3 protein-coding genes are annotated in these 2,819 nt (G+C 66.9%); 1 reads left to right on the forward strand and 2 read right to left on the reverse strand.

Annotation, left to right across the window (positions count from 1 at the left end; translation table 11 throughout):
* The coding region (locus tag EOA60_RS27020) for an FtsX-like permease family protein (protein WP_128312180.1) at window positions 1–1,762 on the reverse strand (1,762 nt) is incomplete at its 3' end.
* On the reverse strand, window positions 1,762–2,460 hold the full coding sequence (locus EOA60_RS27025; protein WP_067323692.1) for an ABC transporter ATP-binding protein: 699 nt from the start codon (window positions 2,458–2,460) through the stop codon (window positions 1,762–1,764). The genes EOA60_RS27025 and EOA60_RS27020, both read right to left, overlap by 1 nt.
* An 84-nt stretch (window positions 2,461–2,544) precedes the next feature.
* Between EOA60_RS27025 and EOA60_RS27030 the strand changes: the two genes are divergently transcribed.
* The coding region (locus EOA60_RS27030; RefSeq protein ID WP_348632721.1) for an SGNH/GDSL hydrolase family protein at window positions 2,545–2,819 on the forward strand (275 nt) is incomplete at its 3' end.

Consider the following 2,819-nt stretch of genomic DNA (forward strand, 5'->3'; position numbering starts at 1 on the left):
GCTTTGCGTCATAGGTCAGCCCGCGGTCGCCGCGCAGCACCCAGGCGCCGTCGGCCGGGACCTTCACCTTGTCGACGGCGATGCCGTTGAGCGCCATGATGCGGCCGCGCAGCATCGGCACCTTGACCAGCATCCCTTGCGGCGCTTCCTTTTCGACCAGGCCGGCAAAGGCATCGACATCGCTGCTCTGGATGTCGACGAAGAAGAAGTTCGGCGCCCGCTCCGGCAGGCTGCCGGAGATCTGGCGTCTGAGATTCCCGTCGATCAGCGCCAGCGTCACCAGCAGCGTCAGGCCGAGCCCGAGCGACAGCACCACCGATGGCGTCAGCGCGCCGGGCCGATGGATATTGCCGAGCGCCAGCCTGAGAGAGACCGACCGCAGCCGCGGGCTTCGCCGGGCCAGCCATTGGACCAGCGCCGCCACCAGCCGCAGCACCAGGAAGGCAAAGACGGTGGCGCCGACGAAGATCGAGGCGATGCGCCGATCGTCGGCGGAAAGGATGGCGAGCGCCGCCAGCGCGAGCACGATCGTCAGCGCGGCGCCGACATAGGGCAGGCGCGGCAGGCCGCGGCTTTCGAACCCCATCTCGCGAAACAGCGCCGTTGCCGGCACGTCGCGGGCGCGGCCGAGCGGCAGCAGCGCGAAGGCCAGCGTCACCAAAAGGCCGAACAGTGCCGCCATCGCAAGCGCGCCGGGATAAAAGCCGCCTTGCGCCGGCACCGGAATGACCGACTGCAGGAGCGCGCTCGCCACGAACGGCATTGCCGCACCCAGGATCAGGCCGAGCACGATGCCGAGGCCGGCAATCAAAAGGATCTGCACGAGATAGATGGCGAAGACGAAGCCCCCGGAGGCGCCGAGGCTCTTGAAGGTGGCGATGACGCCGCGCTTGCCGTCGAGATAGGCGCGGACCGCATTCGCCACGCCGACGCCGCCGACCACAAGCGCCGTCAGCCCGACCAGCGTCAGGAACTGCGAGAAGCGCTGGATGTTGGCGGAAAGCGCCGGGGCTGCGTTGCTGCGCGTGCGGATCGACCAGCCGGCCTGCGGAAAGTCCTTCGCCGCTTCGGCTTGAATGCCTTTGATCCGCGCCTCGCTCGCGCCATCGGGCAGTCGGATCTTATAGGCGTTCTCGACCAGGCTGCCGGGCTGAACCAGCCCTGACGCGACCAGCCCGTCGTGCGAAATCATCAGCCGCGGCGCGAAGCCGAAACCGTCGGAAATCGCGTCGGGTTCGCTGACCAATCGGGCCCTCAGCTCGAACGTTGCGCCGCCAAGCTTCAAGCGGTCGCCGATATGCAGATTGAGGCGATCGAACAAGAGAGCGGGCGCGGCGGCGCCGAAGATGCCGGATCTTTCGCCGAACAATTCATTCCTGGGCAGCTGCGGATCGGTCTCCAGCGTGCCGTAAAGCGGATAGGCGTCGTCGACCGCCTTGGCTTCGACCAGCGCCTGGTCGGAGCCGTCCTCGAGCCGCGCCATCGAGCGCATGCCGGAATTCAGCGAGACCGTGCCGAGGCTCTTGATGAAGCCGAGCTCGGCGTCCGAAGCGCTGCGCTGGTTGATCTGGAAGCGCAGGTCGCCGCCGAGCAGCGTCTGGCCCTGGTTGGCGACGCCGGCGGTAATCGCCTGCGCCACCGAATTGACGCCGCCGATCGCCGCGACGCCAAGCGCGATGCAGGCGAGGAAGATCATGAAGCCGGACAGGCCGCCGCGCATCTCGCGCAGCGAGAAGCGGAGGGCCAGCCTCAAAGTCCGCATCAGGCCGGCACCCTAGCCTGTCTTGGCGCGTCCTCGATGCGTCCCGAGCGCATCGACACCTGACGCGAGCAGCGGCCCGCAAGCGCCGGATCATGCGTGACCAGCACCAGCGTCATGCCGCGCTCGGCCGCCTTGGCGAAGAGGAGGTCGGCGATCTGCTTTCCCGTCGCCTGGTCGAGGTTGCCGGTCGGCTCGTCGGCAATGAGGATGCGCGGCGAGGGCGCCAGCGCCCTGGCGATCGCCACGCGCTGCTGCTCGCCGCCCGAAAGCTCTCCCGGATAGTGCGTCACGCGGTCGCTCAAGCCGACCGCCGCGAGTTCCTGCGCGGCCACGCCGAACGGGTCGTTGTGCCCGGCGAGCTCCAGCGGCACCGCGACATTCTCGAGCGCCGTCATGTTGGGGATGAGGTGGAAGGACTGGAAGACAATGCCGATGTTTCGCCCTCGAAACGAAGCAATCTGGTCCTCGCTTTTGCCGTTGAGCAATTCGCCGGCGATCCGCACCGTGCCCGAATCGACCCTTTCCAGCCCGGCCAGAACCATCAGCAAGGTGGACTTGCCGGATCCCGACGGGCCGACGATGCCGGTGGCTTCGCCGGCGGCCACATCGAGGCTGACGCCCTTCAGCACATGGACGGAGGAGGCGCCCTCGCCCAGCGTCAGCGAGACATCCCTCAATGCGATGACGGCTTCTGTCACAATGAATGCGCCCTATATGGTGGAAGAAGGAGGCAAAAAATGTCTCCTTTGCATGAATCGTGTCGGTCATATGGGGCTCGCCGCATGGCTTTCAAACACTCAGCTGCCGCAGCCCTCACTCTTCTCCTGGCGGTTTGCGGCGCTATTTCGCCGGCGCGCGCCGATACGTTCAAGATCGTCGGCTTCGGCGACAGCCTGATGGCGGGGTTCAGCCTTGGTCCCGATGAGGGCTTCACCGATAAATTGCAGGCGGCCTTGAAGGCAAAAGGCCTCGACGTCGCCGTCGGCAATGCCGGCGTTTCCGGCGACACCACAAGCGGCGGCCTCGCGCGGCTCGACTGGTCGGTGCCCGACCTGTC

Origin of the sequence: Mesorhizobium sp. M1A.F.Ca.IN.020.06.1.1 (assembly GCF_004023265.1) — a bacterium.
GTDB lineage: Bacteria > Pseudomonadota > Alphaproteobacteria > Rhizobiales > Rhizobiaceae > Mesorhizobium.